The following is a 23,545-nucleotide window of genomic DNA, read 5'->3' on the forward strand; positions in this document are numbered from 1 at the left end:
TAGTTGTAAGAAATGCATCCATACTGGATTAATTTTGAGTGTTTATATTTGATCACAGTTAAGATAATACATATGTGGTGGATTTAAGCTTTACGATCAGCTTTTTTTGCCGCTGCCGCTGCGGTTCTACCCAAAATTGGGATATTCAATAAAATTTCCTGATCATACTTGGCAATACGATCAGCAATAGTGGCATGGCCACTATAAATCCACCAATGACAGCAATGGCCAGCGGCTGGTGCAGTTGTGCGCCCGCCCCAATTCCAAGAGCCAGGGGGAATAACGCGATGATAGCACCCAGCGCGGTCATCAGTTTTGGCCTTAACCTTGCCGATATGGCATAAATTACAGCATCTTCTACACTTTTTTTATGTAGTGATTCCTTGAATTGCAAAAAGGTAAAAATGGCATTTTCACCGATAATTCCTACGATCATGATCAGTCCGGTATAGCTTCCTACATTCAATGGGGTTCCGGTAAGCAATAAGGCGAGGTAACTTCCTGAAATTCCCAAAACAGAAATCAACAGGATCAGCAGCGCAATTCTAAAATCCCGGAACAGGAACAGGATCACACTAAAGACCAGCAAACTGGAGGCGATCAATATGGTCAGCAATTCCTTAAAGGATTGCTGCTGCTGGGCGTATGCGCCTCCATATTCGATGTGATAACCGGATGGTAATGCTACTTTTTGAGTCACTGCGGCTTGTATATCCTTCATTACACTGCCCAGGTCGCGGTTGTCGAGCCTGCTGGTGATCACACCAACCGACTGCAGATTTTCCCGTTCTACCTGGGCCGTTCCTGTTTTTAGCTCAACCTTGGCCAGGGTAGCAACGGGAAGCAGACTGCCATTTGAAATGGCTATCTTTAAATTCTTGAGCGCAGAAATGCCTGATTTCCTGCTATCAGGATAAATCATTCTTATAGGGGACAATTGCGTGTCGTATATTGATCCGATTACTGTTCCCTGGATGGCTGTCTGCACCTGGGCCTGAAAATTGGCAGGGGTAATGCCATACCTGGATAGCGCAGCAAAATCCGGCTGGATCTCGGCTGAAGGGCCGGACAATATAATTCCATCGAATACATCGGCTGTACCAGGTACCTTGACCACAATAGCGGATACTTGCTTTGACAATTGCTGGAGTTTGTCCTGGTCATTGCCAAAGATCTTAATCTCGATGGGCTGGGTTGAACTCATCAGATCACCCAGCATATCTCCGATAACCTGGCCGAAATCTACCTTTAGCGAGGGTTGGGTACTTTCGATCATTGCACGGATTTCCTGGGTAACCTGTTCGGTAGTCCTGGCCCTGTTTTGCTTTAACTGGATCAGGTAATCTCCGCTATTGGGTTCTGTAATGAAAAAGCCCATCTGAGTTCCCGTTCTTCTGGAATAAGCCTGTACCTGGGGAATTTTCACCAGTTTTTTTTCTACCGCTTTCAACACCCTGTCTGTTTCTTCCAGAGAGGTTCCGGCAGGAGTATTGTAGTCCAGAACAATGCTGCCTTCATCCATTTCAGGTAAAAAGCCGGTTTGTAAATGCGGAAACACGAGAACAATACTAGCAGCCAGTACCAGCATAAAAATCATACTGAGGTACGGACGGCGGATAAAATAGCCGACCCACTTTTGATTTTTGACTTCATGAAAAGCTATTGCCTTAACGGAATTCTTGGAAATATCACGTGTCAGCATCAAATAGATGACAGGCAAACCAATCCAGGTCACAAAAAAAGAGCAGACCAAGGTAATGATCATGGTGTTGGTCATGACCTGGAAATAAGCACCTGCCACACCAGTCATCAGCTTGAAAGGAATAAAGATGACCATTGTACTGATCGAGGAGCCCAGCATTGCCGGGAAAAGATAACTGATTGCTTTTTTTAGTAAATTCAGCGTAGGTTCATCGGGGTGCTCCTCATGTGTCCGGTGGATCTGCTCTACCACAACGATCGCGTCGTCAATGATCAGCCCGATGGCGGCAGCAATGGCACCCAGGGTCATGATGTTCAGGGAATAACCAATCCCATACAGCACAATCACCGTCAGGCAAAGTGTGACTGGGATTGTGATCAGGATCACGGCACTTGCTTTTATAGACCTTAAAAAAATGATGGCTACGATGATGGCCAGTGCCAGCCCGATCAGCAAACTGTCACTCACGCTTTTTACCGCATTATTCACAAAATCCGCTTGTACATAATAGGGTTTTATTTTTACCCCGGCAGGAAGGATCTTTTGAAGTTCTGAAACTTTTCTGGTCATTTGGCTCGACAAATCGACCAGGTTGGCGTTGGGCTGCTTGATCACTGCGATTAATATGCCGTCCTGGCCGTTGGCATTGATCTTTGTATATTCGACTCCTTCCTGTATGCTTACTTTTGCGATGTCACTCACACGTACCAGACGGTTTCCATTTTTACTGATGATCTGCTCCAGCAGATCAGATTTGGTTTTAACCGTGGCATCAGTGACAGACAGGTACATGTAATTGTGGTCTGACAGGTAGCCGTTTGATTTGATAAAGTTGGTCTGCCCCAGCGCAGTACTCAGCTGATCAGCGGTAATAGATAAGCTACTCATTTTTTGCTGATCCAGCTCCAGCCAGTATTCTTTGGTCTTTCCGCCGATAATGCGGATCTCCGAAACACCGTCTACCTGGGAAAGAAATGGCTTTACCGTAAAATTGGCGATCTGTTTGAGCTCCATCGGTGACCTGGTGTTGCTCTCCAGGCTATAACCGCTTACAGGCAATATAGAAGGATTCATTTTTTCTACGGATATATGGAGTCCAGGTGGCAGACTCCCATTGATCTTGGCAATCTGTGATTCAATGCGCTGCTGGCTCAAGTCAATATCTGCACCCTCATTCATATAGGCCGACAATTCCGCGCTTCCCCGTGATGTGGTACTACGGATCAGTTTTAGATCCGGAACCTGTTTTATGGCGTTCTCCAGTGGCCGGGTAACTGTAGTCACCATTTTATCTACGGGCTGCAGTTCTGCTTCCGCTATGATTTTAATTTTAGGAAAAGTAATCTCTGGAAAAAGTGAGGTTTTCAATTGCTGGTAAGCATACCCGCCTCCGGTAATGATCAGGATTAAGATGACAAGCAGCGGGTTTCGGTGGGTGATAAAGAAGTTTTTCATGGCTATAGTTGCTTTACAACTTTGACTTTCGCTGTATCGGCAATCCCATAGTTGCCTGTACTGATGATCCTTTCATTGCTTTTAAATATGGGACTGACAATTTCGATAAGCTTGTCATTTTCAATTCCTTTTTTAACCGGTACTTTAACGGCTGTTGAGTCATTTGTCATTTTCATGACCCAGAACTCATCTTCGGTTTCATTGCTCAGTACCGCTGATTTGGGCAGTACCTGGGCATTTGGACTGGAGGCTTTTCGGATTTTAACTTTACCGATCAGACCTTCAGGAATCTGCTGAGGGGTGCTCACTTTTATGATCATGCGCTGGGTCTGGGCCAGGGAGTCAACTACTGGCAGTGAGCCGCTGATCTGTCCTTCAAGCCTTTCCCCGTCTGGGAGCAACACTTCTACCGCTTGCTGGTTGCTCAGCAGGCGATGCAGTTCGTAAGGCAAGTCCAATAAAAATACCAGGCTGTTTTGGTTGCTGATTACAGCAAGTGCTTCACCATCCTGAACATAATCACCTTTCTGGTGACTTACCGAGGTGATAAACCCACTCTGATCGGCACGAATAGTCGAGACCCCGGAAAATCTGAGCCCTGGATCGAGTTGATTGACCGCATTGCCAATCGCCCGGGCTTCTTTGGTAATCAGGCTAAAGAGCAGGCTTCCCGCTGTCACCCTGTTTCCGACAACGGCCTTTGCAGACTGAATATATCCGTTTATATTGGCCTTTACATAACTTTTTTGCTGGTAGGATGATACTGCACTTAGTTCTGTGTATTCGGCCAGAGCCGTCCGGCTGATGGTGGTCACCTCGACAGGTGAAATGACCTCAGCAACTGTATCAGTAACCGTATCAGTCTGCTGGCCGCATGATACCATAACAATCGTCGAGCTTATCGTGAGAAAAAACAAGGAGCTGTTAGTAATGAATTTATTTAAAGTCATAATTTATAGCATGTTAACCAGCCGCCTTATTGGTTCCAGTAATTGAGTTGGCTGATGAGTTTTAACCGTTTTATATTGGTCTGACGCAAGGCGTTTTGTGCTGCCATGTAATTATTGATAGCGATCACAAAATCTGAGATTTTAACATCCCCGGTGCGCAGTAGCTTACTGTCCACATCGATCAATCCGCGGCTCAATTTGATCTGCTCATTGATTTGACTGAATACCTGGTTTGTGGCCTGGATCTGTTGGTAAAGCATGTCGATTTGCTGGCGCCGCTGGATCAGAAAGAAATTCCTGTAGGCTGAACTTGTCCTGGCCTGCAAATCAATCCTGTCCTGCTGCATTTTTTTTTGATGGCCATCATAGATGGGGATGGACAGGCTAAAGCCGGCACTGGCACCGAAATTCTTGTATGGTTGCAATAACAGTGATGAGTTGTATCCCGAATTTGCATAAAGATTTAGTTTAGGCTTATAGCTCAGCTTAACGGCTTTCTTTTCATTGACGGCTTTCATGCTGTCGATTTGGAAGCGTGTAACGAAAAAACTGTCTCCCTGTTGTCGGATGACATCTTGCTCTAAGGTCAGCTCAGCGAGAGTAGCAGTTGTACTGTCATTTATTCCGGAGAGGTAATTGAGGCTGGCCAGGTCAGTTTTAAATTGCAGTTGGGCCTGACGGTATTGTATTTGTTGCTGCTTTAAAGTGACCAGAAAAGTAAGATATTCAGTTTGTTTGTAGACATTGGAACGGGTCAGTTGCTTTAGCAAAGCATCTTCCTTTTCAAACAGGCTGACGATTTCCAGACTGAATTCAACCTGTTGCTGGCTTTCATAGGCCTGTATATATTGTTCGGTGATGGCTTTTTGCAGGTCTAGCTTGGAGATTCTGATGGCGTAACTCAGCGAGTCGCGCTGCAAACTTAATTCCTGCGCCTGGTTGGTTCTGATATTATTCCCGGTTAGGGCATAGCTGACATTGAGTAACGCATCCAGAGACTGGCCATTGGTCATGACCTCATCAAAACCATAACCCTTGATTCTGGGTGCGTACAACCCTGAAGAACTCGCCGTTACCTGTGGTCCATATCTCGCTTTAAGGCGTAGGCTGTCAATTTTGTTCATCATCAGTTGGTTATGGAAATCTTTGATCAGCGGTGAGGTGCTGGTTGCCTGAGTGAGGTAGAAATCCAGATTTTTTTTCTCCTGATCCTGCGCGATTGCCTGGGTGGTGAATCCAAGCACCAGCAGCCCCAGATACAGATACTTTTTAAAAGGTTCCATTGAATGACAATCCAAAACTGTGTTGCTGATAGGAGGGGGTCAGGTTATAGTTAGTGCTCCCTTTACCCAGAATGAGTCGTTTGAGTTTGGGATATATTAGATAAGAAAGCTTTGTGGATAATATGCCGAAGCCGGCTCCTGCAACTACGTCGCTCAACCAGTGCTTGTTGTTGTACATTCTGAGCAGCCCGGTTGCCGTGGCCACGGTATATCCCGCATAACCGATCCAGGGATAGGTGTCTTTGTACTCCTGGTTCAGGAATTCAGCAGAAGCGAAAGCATTGGCGGTGTGTCCTGAAGGAAAGGAGTTATATGCTGAGCCGTTCGGTCTTAGCCGGTGCGTCCATGATTTTAAGCTGTGTGTGGTTCCACCCATGATGGCTTCTGATAAAAGATATAATCCGGTCGCATCGGCCAGGGAATGCTTTCCTTTAATGCCTGCCAGATGCAGTCCATACACAGCCGCGGCCGGTGCGAATTGCAGGTAATCATCTGCATGAGCAGCAAATAAAGGATGATCTTCCTGTAGTTCATCCTTGGTAGTTAAATCAAGGTCTCTGATTACATTATTATCGCCCAGTGAGACTAATCCGTATCCTATAAATATCGCCGGCACTATAAAATTTTTCACCTTAAACTTATAATCGTTATGGATATCAAGAGTCAAGTTTGCTCTGGATAAACTATCCGGATTTTGCGCCATGCAAAACCCCGGGATAGTTAAACTTATCAGGTAAAAGAATAGTGTTTTCATATCATTTGATCAGGTTGCCATTGGCATCGAAAAGAATATCCTTGCCTTTAATCTCTGCTTCGAAATTTACCACGCCACTGGCTTTGACAATTTTAGCAGCTTCTTTTATTTTGACGCCTTTATAATGAATTTCCAGATAATTGCTGGCTTGTTTTGGTAATTCAGCAATGGTGATTTCTGTCTCAGATTCCTCAAGGACTCCTTTGGGAGAATAAATTTCAGACATTTCGTGGCTATTTAGCTTGAAGCCTGCCTCAAAACTGCTTTTTTCCCTTTCCCAGCTTACCGTTTTTACATCTGGATGTGCTTTGGCAAATGCAGTTTTAACTGTTGCAGGTACTTTTGCTGCTGTAATTTTTTGTGCGTTCGCGCTCAGAGTTATACCGGTTATACAGGCAATTAACAGGAGTATTGCTTTCATAATTCTTTGATTTTTTTAAGCTAAGCTAAATGTCAATTATGGAGAAATTCTGGATTTAGCTCTGAAGATGGTTACGAATGGTGCTAATTATGCAGCAAATGTTCGTCCGGATGTTAAGTGTGTATTTTATTGGTGTTAACACAGTGTTAAAGTGTGTTTTTGCCCTGAATTGTGTTAAAAAAGTATATAGAATCAATTGATAAGCAGATTTCTGACCAAGAGGCTAACTCTACTTTTGGGGCATAATTCAAACAAACACTTTAACTAAAAAGAATGAGATCAATTTTTACTTTTTTTACATTCGTTCTGATTGCTCTTCTCTCCGCGGGTTTTTCAGCTAAGGCTCAGAATGACAATGTGGTCATCAAGGGGAAAGTCACTGATGAAACAGGAAGCTACCTCGCTGGTGTAACGATAACAACCAAAGGTTCGAGTCTAAGGGAGGGTACAGATGGAAATGGTAATTTCACCGTCAGGGTAAAAAACAGGCAAGCAATCCTGGTTTTTTCTTATATCGGTTTTAAAACTAAGGAGGTGCTGGTCGGAAACCAGAACACAATCAATGTAAGTCTGGCAACTGATGCCAATAGTTTACAGGAAGTGGTGGTGACTACAGCCTTAAATATGGAGCGAAACGCCAGGAGCCTGGGCTATTCAGTGGCCACCCTCGATGGGAAGCAGGTGAACTCGGTTCAGACACCTAATATCATCAATGCGCTTTCCGGGAAAGTGGCAGGCGTGGATGTGGGTAACATTGCCAATGGTGTGGCCGGTACCAAAAGAATTGTGATCCGTGGCGGATCGTCCCTGACGGGTAACAATCAGCCTTTGTGGGTGATTGATGGTATACCGGTAAACTCAGAAAGTCTGGGCGGACCTGATGCTTATGGCGGGGTAGACTACGGCGATGGTCTTACAGCGATCAATCCGGATGATGTGGAAAGTATAAGTGTACTTAAAGGTAATGCCGCCGCAGCTTTGTATGGTTCCCTGGCTGCTAACGGAGTGATCCTGATTACAACCAAAAAAGGAAAATCTATCAATGGCAAAGCCAATGTTGAAGTCAGTTCTTCACTTTTACTGGATAAACTGATCAATACCACAGACTTTCAATATGTATACGGACAAAGTGGTACGGGTGATGAACCACCCGCAACACCGGAGGAAGCTTTTAGCTCCTCCAGTTGGGGTGCCAAATTTGACGGTTCACCTTCCATGCAGTTTGATGGCGTGACGCGCCCATTTACTGCGGTTAAAGATAATTACGAAAGGTTTTTCAATACCGGGAGTACCATTACCAATACGGTAGCGGTTTCTGGAAGCTCGGCCAATCACAATTATCGGATGTCGGTTTCCGATCTCAGGAACAAGGACATCATTCCGAATGCCTTGTTTAACAGGACTAGCCTGAATGCCAAATCTTCTTCTACGTTTGGCAAATTCAATGCAGACGTTGTGCTCAACTATACCATGGAGAAAGCCAACAACAGACCTTTTATTGGTGGTAATGTTTCCAACTTGTTTTATTCTTTAGCTTATATGCCGGGTAGCATTGATGTGGCCAATCTGATGCCGGGTTACGGGCCGGACGGAAAAGAATTCAGTTACGCAAACAGCATTTCCAATCCGTATTACGTGGTCAACAAGACTAAACAGGTAGACACCAAAAACAGGCTGACCGGTTCTGTGAGTTTAAAATATAACCTCAATAAATGGATTTATTTGCGTGGCCGTGCGACAAGGGATTACTATTCGGCCAATCGTAACCGCTATATCCCAGACGGAAATCAATATACCAGTTATCCGCTTGGGCAGCTGGAAGAGGCAGTTACGGAAAGTGTGGTAACCAATTATGAAGCGATCCTGGGCTTAAGCCCGATTGAAATCGGAAAAATTGGAATCAATGCTTTTGTGGGTGGAAACAACTTGTACCGCACACGTGACATTGCCAATACTTCAGGTAACAGCTTTGTAGTTCCGGGTGTTTATACTTTTAACAACCTGTCTACCAAATTGCCGACCACCAGCAAGAGCAGGCAAAAAACCAATTCTTTCTTTGGTAGTATGGAACTGTCATACAACAAATACCTGTTCCTGACGCTAACCGGACGAAACGATTGGTTTTCAACCTTGCCGATAGAAAACAATAACCTGTTCTATCCTGCGGCTTCTGTTTCTTATGTGTTTTCTGATGCTTTTAAATTGCCTTCGGTAATTTCATTTGGTAAAGTAAGGGCATCCGCAGCCCAGGTAAGTGGGGATACCGGACCTTACCAGCTGGATCTGAGTTATACCCTGACACAGATTGCGTATGGTTCCAATAACCTCCAGTATATTGGTACAACCAATGTACCCAACAGAAAATTGCAACCACTTCTATCAACGGATTATGAATTGGGCCTGGAAATGGATTTTTTCAATAACCGCATCGGTTTTGATGCATCTTATTACAACAGGGAAACCAAAAATGACATTGTAAGAACTGCGGTATCCAGAAGTACGGGTTTCCGTACAGCCATTCTGAATGTTGGTAAAATGCAGAACAAAGGCTTTGAGATCTTATTACGGGCTACACCGGTTAAAACACAAAACTTTAGCTGGAACATGAGTTCAACTTTTTCAACCAATGACAATAAAGTAGTCAGGTTGGGAGATGGGGTTGAAAATGCAACCATTCTTTTAGCTACGGCTAAAAGTGGCGAAGTGATCATTCAGCTGGAGGAAAATAAAAGATATGGTGGTATTTACGGCTATAAATACGTTCGTGACGACAGCGGTAATAAGGTGTTCGATAGCAGGGGATATCCGACTTATACCACCAAAAATGAATTTCTTGCCAACGGAGTTTACAATAAGATGCTTGGTTTTAGCAATACGTTTAACTACAAAGACTTCTCGCTGTATACCTTGCTGGATTCGAAATGGGGTGCATCCATCTATTCAGAAACCAATGCCCTTTCTTATGGCAATGGTAAGCATAAAGCCACACTGGCCGGACGAGAAGACGGGCTTACTGGAGCGGGTGTAAATGACAAGGGCGAGCCGAATACCGTACTCGTGCCTGGAAAAACAACGGATGTTACTGGCTTGCCGGCCGGATATGGCAGCATCTCAGGATACTATCAGCAGCTGTCACACATCGCCGAGGAGTTTATCTATGATGCCAGTTTTGTCAAACTGAGGGAATTGTCTCTTGCTTATAAGTTGCCCGCTCCTGTACTTAAAAAGCTTGGCATCAATTCAGCTAGCGTGGCGCTGGTAGGCCGAAACCTGGCAACACTTTATAAAGATAAAAATCTAAAAAATGTTGATCCCGAAAGCAGCGTGGCAAGTGGTAATGCGCAAGGGATTGAACGATTGGTTTATCCGGTGACGAGGAATTTTGGTCTGACCATAAAATTAGGTTTGTAGCACCCTTCAAGGTTATACAATGATAAAAGATAGAAAAATGAAACACAAAATTAATAAATACAGCATTTGCCTGCTGATGCTGCTCACTGGCCTGTTTGGCGCATGTGATAAAGGTTTCGAAGACGTAAACCGAAGTGTGGACTTTGTTTCGCAGCCCAATCTTGATTACATGTTGCCGGACATTGAATTGAAAATGCTGGACAATACTTATTATACCATGGGAGATTTTGTAGCACCATTGGTGATGCATGTCACCAACCGTAAAACCTATGCTGCGGTGACTACCCCGGGCGGATATCATGGCTATCATTTTGAATGGATTTATGGCAATCCGCTGGTGGGTACAGTCGATTTTATCGAACGCAGCAAATCTGATCCTGAACGGGTTAATTATTACCAGATCGGAAGGATCATTAAAGTTTACCTTGCTCATCAACTGACCGACCTGTATGGCGATATCCCTTACTTTGAAGGGGGCAGAGGTTACCTGGACCGTACATTTACCCCTGCTTACGATCCGCAGCAGGTTATTTACGAAGACATGTTTAAGGAACTGGAACAAGCCGTAGCCGGCATGGACGATAGTAAAATGAAACCGGTTCTGGCTGATATCGTTTACAAAGGGGATCTGGGCAAATGGAAGAAATTTGCCAACGGCCTGATGCTGAGACTAGGGCTGCGCATTATGAAAGCAGATGCGCTGAACGGAAAGAAATGGATAGAAAAAGCAATTGCCGGCGGCCTTCCGCAGAGTAACGACGACAACTTTCTGGTGAAATACTTGCCCAATTCTTCTACAGGTGGAACAACCAATCCAACTTCCAATGGACAGGCTCACATTTTTATCAGGTATCCGGATAACTATAGACTGACTTCGCCTTTTATCAATGAGTTGAAGAACCACAGCGATCCCAGATTGTCTGTATTTGCGATGCTGCCTGCCTCCAGGACAGTGTATACCCCAGGCAGTAAAAATCCTGCCCTGCAGAAAGGCTGGCCTCCATTTGGCGACCGCGCTGAAGAGGCACCGTATGCAAGTATTCCTTCTGCAAACCGCCTCAACTATTCTGTTTCCAACAATGCCACATTTGGCCGTTATGACGCCCCATATATCCATCTGAGTTTTGCTCAGGTGCAGTTCCAGCTTGCCGAATGTGTGGAACGCCGCATCATCACCAGTAGCACTACGGCAAAAACGTATTATGAAAATGGCGTGCGTGCGGCCATGGATCAGTTGAAAGCTTATGGTACCGAGGGTGTGATCACTTTGGCGCAGGCCAATGAATACCTGAGGCTAAATCCTTATCAGCCAGCCAATGAAGCACAGGCATTGGAATTGATCAATACCCAATACTGGATTGAAACACATTACAACTGGTATGAAACTTTCGCCAATTTACGCAGGAGCGGATATCCAAAGCTCTATGATCAGCTGGCCCCGGTTAGTCAGCAGCCTGGTAACTTAGGTGCTGTGATGCCGCGTAGGCTGACTTATCAACCAGACGAAGTGTCAACCAACCCGAAACTACAGGAAGCACTGCAAAGGCAGGGGCCTGATTTAACTAGCACCCGCGTATGGTGGGATAAACCTTAAAACGAGTTATGAAGCATTACAATTTTTACTGGATCATTTTATTACTGGCCTTCCCTGTGCAGATTTTTGCGCAGGGAAAACCTGTACAACAGAAAAAACGAAAATATGGATTCCGTCCGGAACTGGTTAGGGGACCCTATTTACAAATGGCAACGCCGCAAAGTATGATGTTACGCTGGCGTACCGATGAACCCGATTTTAGTCAGGTACGTTATGGTACCAGGCCTGGACAGCTGGACAAGATCAGCGGCGACAAGCGCCTGGTTAGAGAGCACATGGTGACGCTGTCAGGTTTAAAGCCCAACACCAGGTATTATTATTTGCTGGAAGGAGCAAAGGATACTTTACAAGGCGATAGCAGCAATTACTTCATGACCCTTCCGCTAACGGGTGATCGGGAACTGTACCGGATCGGTGTGTTTGGCGATTGCGGCAACAACTCTACCAATCAGCGGAGTACCCGCGACCAGTTTGAAAAGTACCTGGGTAACAATCCCTTGAGGGCCTGGATTTTGCTGGGTGATAATGCATATTCTTTTGGTAAGGACAATGAATACCAAAGTAATTTTTTCAATATTTATAAAGATAATCTGCTGAAAAAGGCACCTTTATTCCCGGCGCCGGGGAACCATGATTACCACGATGAACCTTATTCTGCTACTTATGCCCAGGAATCAAAAGAGGTGGCGTACTATCAGAATTTTTCTATGCCACAAGAGGGAGAATCAGGAGGTGTACCTTCACATACCGCGGCTTTTTATTCCTTTGATATTGGTAACGTACATTTCCTTTCGCTGGATTCTCATGGTACAGAGGACCAGAACTCGCGTTTGTTTGATACCCTGGGCAGACAAGTACAATGGGTAAAAAAAGATCTCGAAGCCAATAAAAATAAAGAATGGGTGGTCGCTTACTGGCATCATCCGCCATACAGTATGGGCTCGCACAATTCTGATACGGAAGACCAGATGGTGAAGATCAGGGAAAACTTTATACAGATCCTAGAACGTTATGGGGTGGACCTGATTCTCTGTGGACATAGTCATTCCTATGAGCGGTCGGCCTTGATGCAGGGACATTATGGTATGGAACAGACTTTTGACCCAAAAAAACATGTAGTACATGCTGGCGGGGCTATGGGCAAACCAGCCAATACCTATATGAAAGATGCGGCCAATAAAGGAACTGTATATGTATTAAGCGGCTCTGCCGGACAACTTGGTGGTAGTCAGACCAGTTTCCCTCACGATGCCATGGTTTTTTCTGACGTCACCCATGGAGGTTCCTGTATCCTGGAGTTTGAAGGCAACAAACTGGTATCCAAATGGATTTGTGCAGATGGCGTGATCAGGGATCAGTTTATCATTCAAAAACCTGCAAAATGAAATTTTTAACCTGTTTAATGATGGCCGGACTATTCTTGCATGGCGTTAGGGCGCAAAATTATAGCCCGCCGGTAACCAGGGACAGCCCGAAATTTAATGGCAAGGCCAGGCTGGTCCGCGAACCTTACCTGCAACTGGCGAGTGATACATCGATGATGATCCGCTGGCGCACTGACGGGGCAACCAGGAGCCGGGTATCTTATGGTTTGAGACAAGACCGTCTGGATCAACATGCAGATGACCTGGAGCTGGTTAGGGAGCATAAAATCCGACTGACAGGTTTAAAACCAAAAACGAAATATTACTATTCCGTTGGTACTTTAAATGATACCCTGGCCTCAGGTATGGATACGTATTTCAGTACTTTACCTGCTGCGGGGCAGGAAGGTTTATACCGGGTAGGGGTGTTTGGTGATTGTGGCGCATTGTCTGTCAACCAGGCCAGGGTAAGGGATGAGTTCCTGAAATATCTTGGCCCCAGGGATTTGGATGCGTGGATCCTGCTGGGCGACAATGCCTATAACGATGGCACTGACATGGAGTATCAGGCGAAGTTCTTTAACATTTATAAGGACCGGCTGCTGAAAAATTACCCGGTATTTCCCAGTCCGGGAAATCACGATTACCACGACGTAGATTTTGGGGCTGAGTACGCACAGAACAACCATACTACGGCCTATTATCAGAATTTTACCATGCCGGCTGAAGGGGAGTCTGGTGGTGTGCCTTCTCATAATCCTGCATATTATTCTTTTGATGTTGGTAACATCCATTTCCTCTCCCTGGATTCCTATGGTAAGGAGGAAAAACAGTATTTTCTATATGATACGCTCTCGCCGCAGGTGAAATGGGTTAAAGCGGATCTGAAACTAAACAAAAATAAAGGCTGGGTGATTGCTTTCTGGCATTATCCACCTTACAGCATGGGAACGCACAATTCTGATACGGATGGTATCATGACCAAAATCCGCGAGAACTTTATCAGGATATTGGAGCGGGAGGGCGTGGATTTGGTGGTGTGTGGACATAGTCATGTTTATGAACGCTCCAGGCTGATGAAAGGCCATTATGGTCTGGAGGGCAGCTTTGATCCAAAAAAGCACAATGTAAGTAATGCAAGTGGCTATGATGACGGCAGCAGCAAGTCGGCGGCGTATTTGAAAAAGAAAACAGTTGCACCGGGAACGGTCTATGTGGTGAGTGGATCTGCCAGTTATGTAGGTAAACCGGAAGCGAGCTGGCCTCACGATGCCATGTATTATTCAAATGCTACAGATGCTGGTGCGGCCATTATTGAGGTGGAAGGCAAGCGCCTGGATTTCAAATGGATTTGTGGGGATGGGCTGATCCGTGATCAGTTTACCATCAAAAAGAAACAATAATGATAAGATATGCTATCGGGGGATAAAAAGATAAAGGTTTATGTAGTGTTGTTGGTCTGCTTCGCTTTTTTGTCCATGATCAATGCGGAACAGGTTAAAACGACAGATGCTGCAGCGCATACGCTGGATTATTTTAAGGAGCATGCCAAGGGTTTTTCGGAAAGTGCTTTAACACTGCGCCATGAATTGCAAGAGCTGAAGCCAGTAGATTCGGGCTCCATTGCGGCCGCTAAGCAGGCCTTGCTGAACTGCAGGATGGAATACAAGCGCATAGAGTTTTTTCTGAATTATTTTTTGCCCAGTACATCGCTCATTTATAATGCCCCGGCTAATGTGGAAGTAGAGGTTCCCTTTATGGAATACCGGGAGCCAACCGGACTGCAGGTCATGGAGGCCCTGCTTTTTGACCCTGATCCGGTAGCGCATAAAGGGGAATTGCTGGAACAGGCAGATTTGATTACTTCTTCTGCCTCAGACCTGCCTTCTCTGTTGTTTGACTTGAAAATCAGCGATCAGCAGGTGTTGGAAAGTCTCCGGATTTCTCTGATCGGTCTGATGGGCCTGGGCCTCTCCGGATTTGATGCTACGGAACTGAAAAGCGGTATCCCTGAAGCAGCACAATCTTTGGTGGCGATCAGTACAGTGCTCAGACCTTATCTGGAGCAAGCACCGGAAACTGGTATCCGTCTTCGACGCCATTTGGATGTCAGCTTAAAACTCCTTACCCAACAAACTGACTTTGATGCTTTTGACCGGGCTTCTTTTTTAAAGGATGCCGGGCTTCCGCTTTTAAAGGAATTGGATGCATTCATCAGCGCCAGCGGAATGGAGCTGAATACCAGCAGGTTTCTGAATTACAAAGCAGCATCTTTGTTTAGTAAAGATGCGCTGTTCATCAATTCATCTACCGAAAATCAGGCTGGAATGGCCGAATTGGGTAGGAAGCTCTTTTTTGAAAAGGCCCTGTCTGGTAATCAAAGCCGGAGCTGTGCAACCTGTCATCGTCCGGAAAAGTATTTTACAGATGTGCTGCCTAAAGCACTGGCTATGGATAATCAGGCCAACCTGCCCCGGAATACACCTTCTTTGTTTTACAGCGCATTACAACATAGCCAGTTTCTGGACGGGCGTGCGCCTGATCTTCCTACACAAATCCGGGAAGTTTTGCGCAATCCCCTGGAAATGGATGGCAACGAAGATACCATATTGAAGTTTGTGAACCAGGACCTGGTCTACAGGTCGGCATTTAACCAGGCATTTCCCAAAGCTTTGGGAGAACCCATCAATATGGATCAGTTGTCCACTGCGATCGTGGCATTTTTACAAACGCTTGCTCCTTTTGAATCGCCATTTGACCGTTATATGCGCGGCGAAAAGCATTCTTTGTCTGCAGCCCAGGTTAAAGGTTTCAATTTGTTTATGGGCAAAGCCCAATGTGGGACTTGCCATTTCATGCCTGTGTTTAATGGGCTGACGCCCCCGCTTTATGACCGAACTGACCTGGAAATTGTTGGACTGACCAAAGATGCCAATTTCGACAAGCCGGTACTGGATGCAGATCGTGGCAGGTATAAAACCTTTCCGATTGAATATTTTATGGCTGCGTTTAAAACACCTACCTTAAGGAATGTGGCTAAAACTGCGCCTTATATGCACAATGGGATGTTTCCTGATCTGGAATCGGTGCTTGAATTCTACAATAAAGGTGGCGGGGCAGGAATGGGGCTTGAAGTGTCGCAGCAAACCTTGTCTTCCAGGCCGCTGAACTTAACGAAGCAGGAGATCGCCCAGGTGATTGCTTTTTTAGAGTCGCTGACTGATCCTCCGGTAAAATCTCCTGAATGATTGTTGTAAGTTTATTAATGCTGTCTTGATGTTCTACTAATACGCACCAGCGTATTTTGTCGGAATAATACTTGAGCTGACTATGCACCCTTTTGCGAAAAAAAGATTAACGTTCTTTTTTCTGATCTGTGCCATCAGTCTTTACGCCGAAGGCCAGGACAAGAGCTACTCCAGACGGGGGAAACAAAATTATCAGGAAATACCCAACCCGGTCAGGACGGATATTGCCGCCTGGAATAAGCTGGGAAAAGCGATACAGGTGAGTTTTGCGGGAGATGAGCGGAGGTATCCCAAAGAGCAGGTTCCACAGCTGCAGCAGCAAGAGGAATGGCATGCGGATGCCTGGAGGGCTGAAACTGTCCATACCCAGGTTCTGGTCTGGTCGAAGACCGGAATTTCTAATCTCCATTTCAGTATCGGTGCGCTAAGGTCTGCTTCTGGTGCAACGATTTCCCGGAAAGCTGTCCAGGGTGCTTTTTTGCGGTATGTGTTGTCAGATACTTTTGAAGACGGTTGTGCACATGAGGTACCAAATCGCTACGACTCCACCTTAGTTGCAGATCCGATTGATCGGATTAACCGGATGGATGTGCCCGCGAATTCGGTCCGGCCCATCTGGCTGAGCATCGCCGTTCCGGAAGGCACAGCTCCGGGAACGTATAAGGGCAAAATCACGGTTTTTGCCAATGGTCGACATGAACTGCGGATCAGCCTGAAGGTGAATCCGCGTCTGTTGCCTGAGCCCGAAAAATGGGCATTTCAATTGGATCTGTGGCAGTATCCGATTGCGGTTGCCAAAATTCACCAGGTGGTTCCCTGGAGCAAAATGCATTTCAAATTGATGCGGCCTTATTTCGAAGCGCTAGCTAATGCCGGCCAGAAAGTCATTACAGCCAATATCATTCCCCATCCATGGGGGCCGGATCATTCCAATTTTGAAGACCTCAGTCTGATCAGATGGGTCAAAAAGAAGGATGGCAACTGGTTTTATGACTTCAGCCTGTTTGACAGGTACATTGAATTTGTTCAAAGCTGTGGGATCACAAATAGGATCAACTGTTACAGTATGATCTCCTGGGATCTTTCTTACCGTTATTTTGATGAAGCCACAGGTGCAGATGTGGCACGGAAACTTCAGCCGGATACCAAAGCATTCTCGGATTTATGGACGCCGATGCTCCAAGCTTTTACCAGCCATTTGAAAACCAGGAACTGGTTTTCAAAAACAGCAATAGCTATGGATGAGCGGCCATTGGAAAATATGCAGGCAGCTATTGCTGTACTTAAAGCGGTGGATCCAGCCTGGCGAATTTCATTGGCCGGAGATGTCTTTCATCCGGAGATCGCTGCCAGTATTGACGATTATGCGCTGGCAAGTTATATTCAGGTGCCGGATAGTCTCATCAAGGTTCGGAATCTGCAGGGTAAATCCACCAGTTTTTATACGGCATGCGTGGAAGAATATCCCAATGCTTATACTTTTTCATCACCCGCAGAAAGTACATTTTTTGGCTGGTATGCTGCGGCTAAAGGTTATTCCGGCTATCTTTTCTGGGCTTTCAACAGCTGGGTTAATGATCCATTAAGAGATGCACGCTGGAAGCGCTATCCTTCAGGTACATTATTCCAGTTTTACCCGGGCCCGAGAAGCTCTGTACGGTTTGAGAAGCTCAGGGAGGGCATTCAGGACTTTGAAAAAGTTCGTTTGCTACGAGAGGAATTTATCAGGGAACATCAGGAGGAAAAGCTACGCGAACTGAATCAGATCTTATCTGCCATTGATTTGCATAACCTGGAGACGGCATCCGCTGCAATGTTGATCAGCTCGGCAAAGGCTGCCCTCAATGCACTTTGATCTTGTTAAAAAAGTATAGGTTTTCAATTCATTATCAAATGACAGGCTCACATGGAGCAGATACCTTTGGTAAAGATTAATTTAATTCCTTTTTAGCACATCATGATGAATTTAAAACGGCTTTCATTGGCCATATTTTGTTTGGTTATTTTTTTAGGTATTGAGGGCTTTGCACAGACTTACCGTCCGACATTCTGGGTAGAGGATCAGAAACAAACCCTGGAAGAAATTGCAGCCAAGGGTTGGCATGGACTGCTGTATTGGGCGGCTGACAGCGAAGGCGATCAAATGCGGTACCATTACAAATCTCCCTACCTGGAAAAGCAGCGCTGGGCAGTTCGTGGAACAGATGGATTGACTGGCCTTGTGAAAAAAGCCCATGAAAAAGGGATGAAAGTGATGGCTAATATTGAAGCGGTTAACCCTTATCATTGGGAGCAGAATCCCTGGAATGCAGAAAACATCAGGTTAGTAGCGTCGGACCTGGCTGCTACCGGAATAGATGCAGTTTTTGAAGAGTGCTTTGAGGCTAAACCGGAGGTGTTTTTATCGATGGCCCGGGAGTTGAAAAATAAGCAGGTTACCTATATTTCTGGTACTGACCCGATGCTGCTTCGTGAACCTGGTTTTTCTTCGTTATGGAAGGAGACTGGTGCGATCAATATTTACAATTATTATCTGAAGAGAGACCAGCTGTATAATGTGGCTACACTAGCCCAGCATGGTTCGCTGGGACTAGCCTGGGCTAAGTACTGGAATAAACCAACTTCGATGATTTCCCCTTTAGATCGTGACTGGGGCATAGATGTCCAATCTGCGCCTGCAGTAGTCTCTTATCTATGTATGATTCGTGCGCTCCAGTTTAGGCTGGATCATTTTATGATTTTTGGGGGTGCAGAGCGTTTCAATCCGATCGAAACGGGCAAATGGATCAATACTTACGTCAGTAAGCAAGAGAAGAACCGGCCGGTGATGAATGTTGTAGTGCTGCTAAAGACCCAGGATGAAAGAGGTAAAGACGCGTCTGTTGGCAAGGGCTGGAATAGGTTATTTAATTCCGGTGATGCCATTACTTCTGGGGCATTTAATGCCGGATATGATGTGGTGGTAAGTGATCGGGTATTACCTGCCGATGCCTATTGGATATATACTCCCGGGGCGGTGGCTGACTTGCCCATCGAGGTTGTTAAACTTATGGAGGGTAATCAGCCTGTATTTCTTCAAGCAGCTGACCGGATTCCTGGCGGGGCCTCAACAACAGCCAACTGGAAAGCTGCATTGGCAAAATGTGGGATAGATGCCACACATTCATTTAAGTATGCGGGGGGAACTGATGGATCGTCTGATGTTTCACTTCCCGAAAGCCAGGAAGAAGATATTCCATATACGGGATATTATAAGGGTACTTACCTGCGTTTTCCGGGGTCGGATATGCAACGAGGCCGGGAACTGCGTGCCGGTACCATTTTACCAAAGGAGTCAATAAAGGGACAGGTACTGAGCAGTCCCAACGATACCTATGGAAAAGGCCCGTACCTGGTTGGTCTGGGAAATAAATATCTGGTAACTACCACTGCGCTAAACTGGGAAACGGCTTATCCCATATCGGATTTGCTTTCAGGTTCTGGGGTGCTGTCAGGATCGAACGTATGGGGAATAGCAGGGCCAAAAGTGAGTGCTTTTCTGGCGATTGAAACTACGTTGTTGGAACTGAGGATTCCGGGTTTAGCAAAAGGAGCTCAAATTCACGTGCAGGTCTGGGATGCTAAGAAAAATAAAAAACTGGAGCAGACCCTCGAGTATACGGGACTTTATAAACAGGTGTTGAATGCTTATGATTTCATCCTGATTGATACTGTTGATTCATATTAATAAATGATATGAATAATTCAAGAAGAGATTTTATCAGAAAATCAGGCATCATTAGCGATTACCGGCCGCTAGAAGGCATAATTCAGGAAGCTTTGAAATGTAGCTGGCTGCTTTCGGGCATGGAAACGGGTGCTGTAGTTTTCAGGAACCTGTTTCTGTAATCTTTTGGGATTACACCAAGGATTTTCTTGAAATGTCTGTAAAAATTGGATAAGTTATCAAATCCACTTTGGTAACTGATTTCGGAAATGGTGTGGTTATTTTCCATCAATAACCTGCAGGCATGTCCGATGCGGATCTCGGTTACATAATCGGAAAAGGTTTTGCGGGTATGATTTTTAAAATACCTGGAGAACGCCGGAACACTGATGTTGAGTTTTTCTGCGATGTCCTGTACGTAAATCTCTTTGGTGTAGTTTTTAAGGATAAATTCAAAAACCAGATTAATTTTATCTGTGCTGCCACTGGTATTGGCAGTGTATCCACTGGATAACAATGGTTTCAGGTCGTTGCTTTGGCTCAGTTCTTCCAAAATCTCCAGCAAAGAAATCAATCGTCTGGCGGGTCTTTGTTCACTCATTTTGATCATGAGGCTAATCACGTTTTCTCTGGTTGTTCCATGAATTTCAAGGGCCAGTGCTGATTTTTCCAGGAGCCTGTTGGTCTGAGTCATTTCGGGGATTTCAAAGAACTGTCTGCCCAGAAATTCTTTGGTAAAATGAATGTAACTCAATTCTGTACTGAGATTGTGGCTGGCATCATAGAAATCCTGATTGTTGCGGTACAGATGTGGGATATTTGATCCAATCAGGCTCAGATCACCTTCTTCGAATAGAGAGACATTGTCACCTATAAATTTTGTCCCTTTTCCTTTGTGGATGGCAATCAATTCATATTCCTTGTGGAAATGCCAGGGATCATTGATAAAACTCTTTTCTATTTGCTTGTACAGGAAGGATGCGTCTGGTGCGAAAGGGATTTTATACAGTTTGGGTTTCATGTACTTTTTAATTGAATACTGTTGCAAAGTGAATGATTTGGTGTTAAAAAAATATAAAGTCCAGGATAACTTTGCGCTTTAGAATCTTTCCATGCTAATCGATGGAAGCCCCTCCGATGTTGGTCTGGGTTAATAAAGTATAGGAAATCAATGCGTAATGGGAGTAATCGTGGATACTGTTTTTTTATTTTAGCAGGATTATTTGATGTATTTCGCCATATTGATGAAGAAAAATAAAAGTATCGGAACCGTTGGAATGGGCTTGATGGGAACTAGTATTACAGCGTGTTTACTAGCCTGGGGACATGAGGTAGTAGCAGTAAGCACGGACTTGTATCTTGAGCCGGTACTGCGTAGCAACATTTTCTCTTTCCTTGACCAATTGGCGGGCGAAGGTAAGTTGTCAGATTCTCCTGCCACGTTGATGAATCACTTGATCATTACAGATGATCTTTCAAAGCTTCAGGGAATTGGGTTGGTGGTTGAGTGTATTACCGAAGATATTGCAGAAAAACAGCAGCTGTTTACACAGCTGGAAAGGCTATTGGCAAGGGATGCGATCATCGCCAGTAATACATCCGCAATTCCAATTTCTCAGCTTCAGTTTGGAATGAAGTATCCAGGAAGGTTACTGGGACTGCATTGGGCAGAACCTGCCCACATCAGTAAATTTATGGAAGTCATTTGCGGAGATCATTCTGAACTACAATATGCAGATGAACTAATGAGTCTGGCGACCAGCTGGGGCAAAGAACCTGCATTGGTAAGGAAGGACATCAGGGGTTTTATCAGCAATCGCATGATGTATGCAATGATCCGGGAAGGTTTGTCCCTGGTGGAACAGGGCTATGCTACGGTTGAAGATATTGACAGGGCCTGCAGGAATGATCTGGGGCAATGGATGACCTTTGCTGGCCCCTTCCGGTTTATGGATCTTACCGGACTGAGCGCTTATCTGAAAGTAATGGAGGACTTGTTTCCTGAATTGAGCCAGGCAGAGCAGGTTCCTGAGTTTATGAAAAAGCTAGTGTCACAGGGGCACAATGGTTTGAGTACAGGCGCTGGTTTTTATACCTATACTGCAGAAACTGCTGCCAACTGGGAGCGTTTGTTTATGAAGTTTAGTCTGGAGATCCGGAGGTTGTCGGATGTTTATCCGCAGGATGTAGGAGATCGTTTGAATCATGACTAAGATAAAATATATCAGGGCAACAGAAGTTGTTGTTCCTGCCAGACCCGGGAGCTTGAATTCTGATTCAGTGATCGACGATGATGCGGAATTTGCCCGAAAGTTTTTAACCGGAGTTAGCTGGGCTGATTTTGCCAATCAGCCAAAGTGGATTATTGAAATTGAGCTCGAAAATGGTCTTTTGGGCATCGGGGAGACCTACAGATCTGCCTCTGATATTTCGCTACAATTAGCCATGCAGACGTTGCATGGGCAGGATGTTCTGAAACTGAACTGGAGAAGACTTCCGGTCAGGGATCAGCGAATTTATGAAGCTTTTGAGGCTGCAGTACTTGATCTGGTAGGTAAACTGTTGAAAGTTCCTGTTTACCAGATATTGGGTGGAGCTTATAGGGAAAATATTGCCTGCATGGGTTGGACGGGGAGGAGAACGCCGGAAGACGCGGCGCAAAAAGCCTTTGAAGCTATGGAAAAAGGGCATAAAGCTTTTAAATTCAAATGTGCAGATGATGATCAGGTCAGTTTGTGGACGGCTGCGATCCAATCCAGGTGTGGTGATGGTATTCAGGTGCTGTTGGATCCAAATCAGCGATGGATTGATGTAGAAACAACACTTAGGTTGATGGATGGAATTGACAAGGATCTCATGTTGGGGCTGGAAGATCCAATTTTGCATACAGATGTGAAAGGTTTCAAATATCTCAAGGATCACCTGGGGATTCCGATATACCGGCACATTTCGTTACCGTATTCGCAGGATATCCGGGATATTATACCGATAATTCGGGAGGACTCGGCAGACGGTTATAATTTCAATGGTCCGGCGTATCATTCTGTATTGTTATCTGAGATTGCGCATCTGGAAGGAAAGTCCTGCTGGCGGGGGTCTGAAGTTGATCTGGGTATTTTGGAAGCAATGGGTTTACATATCGCAGCTGCGAGTATCAACTGCGATATACCTTCTGATCTGTTTGGTGAACTGGTTCGTGAGGACGACCTGATCGAATGTGGACTTGAGTTTAACAATGGCTATGCCCGCGTACCACATGGTTATGGATTGGGTGTTACTCTTGATTATGCTGCACTGAAAAAATTTTCAACCGGTAAAAGTTATGTTGCTAAATAAGCATATCCATTTCAAGAAATTCTTTATGGGGGCTGATCTAAATTGATGTCTTCATGAGAAATGTATTTATTGGTTATACCTATCAGGAGGCGATCACTTCTTTATTGCTTGCGATGATGGATTGTAACCACCATTCACCATTTGTATTGAACTCTATCCCAAATGCTGTTGCTTACGATCTTGAAAAAAGTTTAAGGTTAGAAAACCTAACAGAATATTCTTATGAGGCCTTAACAGAAGGTTATTTTAAAGTGGAAACCGATTCCAGCTTTTTGCTAAATAAATTGACACTAATATAGATTTAAGATGCTTATAATATGT

16 protein-coding genes are annotated in these 23,545 nt (G+C 45.0%); 10 read left to right on the forward strand and 6 right to left on the reverse strand.

The window, feature by feature from the left end:
- Positions 1 to 145: 145 nt before the first annotated feature.
- From IM797_RS21800 to IM797_RS21820, 5 genes are all read right to left on the reverse strand, one after another.
- Entirely contained in the window at positions 146 to 3,157 is a 3,012-nt protein-coding gene (locus tag IM797_RS21800; RefSeq protein ID WP_194129311.1) for an efflux RND transporter permease subunit, read from the reverse strand.
- A 2-nt stretch (positions 3,158 to 3,159) separates the two neighbouring features.
- A complete protein-coding gene (locus IM797_RS21805; RefSeq protein WP_228099032.1) occupies positions 3,160 to 4,041 on the reverse strand; it encodes an efflux RND transporter periplasmic adaptor subunit in 882 nt (293 codons plus the stop codon).
- Between the two features lie 92 nt (positions 4,042 to 4,133).
- Positions 4,134 to 5,390 carry a TolC family protein gene (locus tag IM797_RS21810; protein ID WP_194129313.1) on the reverse strand — a complete coding sequence of 419 codons (1,257 nt, stop codon included), beginning with the start codon at positions 5,388 to 5,390 and terminating at the stop codon, positions 4,134 to 4,136.
- Positions 5,377 to 6,144, reverse strand: coding sequence for a phosphatase PAP2 family protein (locus tag IM797_RS21815; protein ID WP_228099033.1), 768 nt, complete (start codon positions 6,142 to 6,144; stop codon positions 5,377 to 5,379). Before IM797_RS21815 ends, IM797_RS21810 begins: the two co-directional genes overlap by 14 nt.
- A 1-nt stretch (position 6,145) precedes the next feature.
- Entirely contained in the window at positions 6,146 to 6,565 is a 420-nt protein-coding gene (locus tag IM797_RS21820; RefSeq protein ID WP_194129314.1) for a PepSY-like domain-containing protein, read from the reverse strand.
- A 273-nt stretch (positions 6,566 to 6,838) separates the two neighbouring features.
- On the opposite strand from IM797_RS21820, the gene IM797_RS21825 reads away from it, so the two are divergent.
- The 7 genes from IM797_RS21825 (at position 6,839) to IM797_RS21855 (ending at position 19,909) form a co-directional block, all read left to right on the forward strand.
- Positions 6,839 to 9,976, forward strand: coding sequence for a SusC/RagA family TonB-linked outer membrane protein (locus tag IM797_RS21825; protein ID WP_194129315.1), 3,138 nt, complete (start codon positions 6,839 to 6,841; stop codon positions 9,974 to 9,976).
- 37 nt (positions 9,977 to 10,013) lie between these two features.
- Positions 10,014 to 11,570 (forward strand): SusD/RagB family nutrient-binding outer membrane lipoprotein, encoded by a 1,557-nt coding sequence (locus IM797_RS21830; protein WP_194129316.1) that lies wholly within the window; start codon positions 10,014 to 10,016, stop codon positions 11,568 to 11,570.
- Positions 11,571 to 11,578: 8 nt separating this feature from the next.
- Entirely contained in the window at positions 11,579 to 12,955 is a 1,377-nt protein-coding gene (locus tag IM797_RS21835; RefSeq protein ID WP_194129317.1) for a metallophosphoesterase family protein, read from the forward strand.
- Positions 12,952 to 14,337 carry a metallophosphoesterase family protein gene (locus IM797_RS21840; protein ID WP_228099035.1) on the forward strand — a complete coding sequence of 462 codons (1,386 nt, stop codon included), beginning with the start codon at positions 12,952 to 12,954 and terminating at the stop codon, positions 14,335 to 14,337. Before IM797_RS21835 ends, IM797_RS21840 begins: the two co-directional genes overlap by 4 nt.
- A gap of 9 nt (positions 14,338 to 14,346) precedes the next feature.
- Positions 14,347 to 16,182, forward strand: coding sequence for a cytochrome-c peroxidase (locus IM797_RS21845; RefSeq protein ID WP_194129318.1), 1,836 nt, complete (start codon positions 14,347 to 14,349; stop codon positions 16,180 to 16,182).
- Positions 16,183 to 16,264: 82 nt separating this feature from the next.
- Positions 16,265 to 18,037 carry a DUF4091 domain-containing protein gene (locus tag IM797_RS21850; RefSeq protein WP_194129319.1) on the forward strand — a complete coding sequence of 591 codons (1,773 nt, stop codon included), beginning with the start codon at positions 16,265 to 16,267 and terminating at the stop codon, positions 18,035 to 18,037.
- Between the two features lie 102 nt (positions 18,038 to 18,139).
- Positions 18,140 to 19,909 (forward strand): hypothetical protein, encoded by a 1,770-nt coding sequence (locus IM797_RS21855; RefSeq protein ID WP_194129320.1) that lies wholly within the window; start codon positions 18,140 to 18,142, stop codon positions 19,907 to 19,909.
- A gap of 82 nt (positions 19,910 to 19,991) precedes the next feature.
- Here IM797_RS21855 and IM797_RS21860 read toward each other — a convergent pair whose 3' ends face one another.
- Entirely contained in the window at positions 19,992 to 20,909 is a 918-nt protein-coding gene (locus tag IM797_RS21860; RefSeq protein WP_194129321.1) for an AraC family transcriptional regulator, read from the reverse strand.
- 223 nt (positions 20,910 to 21,132) lie between these two features.
- Here IM797_RS21860 and IM797_RS21865 point away from each other — a divergent pair, with 223 nt between their 5' ends.
- From IM797_RS21865 to IM797_RS21875, 3 genes are read left to right on the forward strand one after another with little or no spacing between them, the layout of a single operon-like run.
- Positions 21,133 to 22,101 carry a 3-hydroxyacyl-CoA dehydrogenase family protein gene (locus tag IM797_RS21865; protein WP_194129322.1) on the forward strand — a complete coding sequence of 323 codons (969 nt, stop codon included), beginning with the start codon at positions 21,133 to 21,135 and terminating at the stop codon, positions 22,099 to 22,101.
- Positions 22,094 to 23,224, forward strand: coding sequence for a mandelate racemase/muconate lactonizing enzyme family protein (locus tag IM797_RS21870; RefSeq protein ID WP_194129323.1), 1,131 nt, complete (start codon positions 22,094 to 22,096; stop codon positions 23,222 to 23,224). Before IM797_RS21865 ends, IM797_RS21870 begins: the two co-directional genes overlap by 8 nt.
- 53 nt (positions 23,225 to 23,277) lie before the next feature.
- Entirely contained in the window at positions 23,278 to 23,523 is a 246-nt protein-coding gene (locus IM797_RS21875) for a hypothetical protein (protein ID WP_194129324.1), read from the forward strand.
- Positions 23,524 to 23,545 lie beyond the last annotated feature (22 nt).

The sequence above is a fragment of the Pedobacter sp. MC2016-24 genome, from assembly GCF_015223055.1.
GTDB lineage: Bacteria > Bacteroidota > Bacteroidia > Sphingobacteriales > Sphingobacteriaceae > Pedobacter.